This window comes from Actinomadura sp. 7K534, from assembly GCF_004348575.1.
Classification (GTDB): domain Bacteria; phylum Actinomycetota; class Actinomycetes; order Streptosporangiales; family Streptosporangiaceae; genus Spirillospora; species Spirillospora livida.
Genome location: NZ_SMKB01000472.1, coordinates 1 through 1548 on the forward strand (window position 1 = coordinate 1; position 1548 = coordinate 1548).

Here is a 1548-nt window from a genome sequence, read left to right on the forward strand (position 1 = left end):
CTTGTGGGGGGTGCGGGGGCGCTCGGCGTTGGGATCGAGCGGGTCGCGCGGGGGCGTGTCGCGCATGGGCTGGCTACCGCGGGCGTTACCTGGGCTGTGCTCGGGGGGACGTCGTTGGGGCGCGAGGGGCTCGTCATGGCGCGGTTCTTGGAGCGGGGGGATTTGGAGGCGGCCAGGGAAAGGCTCCCTCATCTGTGTGCTCGGGATCCGCGGGGGCTTGATGCCGGAGGGCTGACCCGGGCCGTAGTCGAATCGGTGGCGGAGAACACGTCGGACGCGTCCATCGCGCCGTTGCTCTGGGGTGCCGTGGCGGGTGTTCCGGGGGTGCTCGTGTACCGGGCCGTCAACACGCTCGACGCGATGGTCGGGTACCGGAATTCACGGTACGAGCGGTTCGGGTGGGCCGCGGCGCGGCTGGACGATGCCGTCAATTGGGTGCCCGCCCGGGTGACCGGAGGATTGGTCGCCCTTTGTTCGGGACGCGGTGCGTGGCGGGTGCTGCTGCGGGACGGCGGCAATCATCCGAGTCCCAATGCCGGACGTTGTGAGGCCGCTTTCGCCGGGGCTCTCGGGGTGCGGCTCGGGGGCGTGAACGAGTACGGGGGACGCGTCGAGAAGCGGCCAGAGATGGGGGAGGGCCGGGCCCCAGAGGTGCGGGACATTCGCAAGGCCGTCCGGCTTTCGGCGGCGGTGACGTTCGCGGCCGCGGCCGTGATCTGGAGCCTCAGGTGACGGGGCTTCTGGTCGCGGGGACCACCTCGGACGCGGGCAAGAGCGTTGTCACGGCGGGATTGTGCCGGTGGCTCGCGAGGAAGGGCGTCAAGGTCGCGCCGTTCAAGGCCCAGAACATGTCGCTGAACTCGATGGTCACGGGCGACGGGGCGGAGATCGGGCGGGCGCAGTACATGCAGGCACAGGCGGCCGGCGTCGAGCCCAGGGCCGTGATGAACCCGGTGCTGCTCAAGCCGGGGAGCGACCGGCGCAGTCAGATCGTGGTTCTGGGGCGGCCTGTGGCGGAGGTCGACGCGCTGCAGTACGGGGAGCGCAAGGAGTGGCTCCACGGTGTCGTGCAGGACAGTTTCGCGGAGCTGCGCGCTGACTATGACGTCGTGATCTGCGAAGGGGCCGGTAGTCCCGCCGAGATAAATCTGCGGGGCGGCGACATCGTGAACATGGGGTTCGCCAGGGCCGCGGATCTGCCGGTCATCGTGGTGGCCGACATCGATCGCGGTGGTGTCTTCGCGTCGTTGTACGGGACGGTGGCGCTGCTCGACCCCGAGGACCAGGCGCTGATCGCGGGCTTCGTCATCAACAAGTTCCGGGGTGCCGGGGAATTGCTGGAGCCGGGGCTCGCGCAGCTCATGGCGCTGACGGGGCGTCCGACGTTCGGGGTGCTGCCGTGGACGCTCGGGCTGTACCTGGAACCTTTTTCATCCTCGGGTGATCTCGTAGTTCTGTAGGACGGCGATGGCCTTGACGAGGTGGCCGGCCTTGCCGGGGCTGCAGCGGAGCTTGCGGAGGATTCGCCAGCTCTTGAGCTGGGCGTTT

Annotated in this window: 1 protein-coding gene and 2 pseudogenes; 2 read left to right on the top strand and 1 reads right to left on the bottom strand. The window is 69.3% G+C overall.

Going from position 1 to position 1548, the window contains the following annotated elements; translation table 11 throughout:
- A partial coding sequence (gene cbiB, locus E1266_RS37190; protein WP_132055266.1) for an adenosylcobinamide-phosphate synthase CbiB occupies positions 1-732 on the top strand: 732 nt, incomplete at its 5' end.
- Positions 729-1424, top strand: a pseudogene (locus tag E1266_RS37195) (cobyric acid synthase); the annotation flags it as partial. The gene cbiB and the pseudogene E1266_RS37195, both read left to right, overlap by 4 nt.
- A gap of 6 nt (positions 1425-1430) precedes the next feature.
- Here E1266_RS37195 and E1266_RS37200 read toward each other — a convergent pair.
- Positions 1431-1548 (bottom strand): annotated as a pseudogene (locus tag E1266_RS37200) (IS5/IS1182 family transposase); the annotation flags it as partial.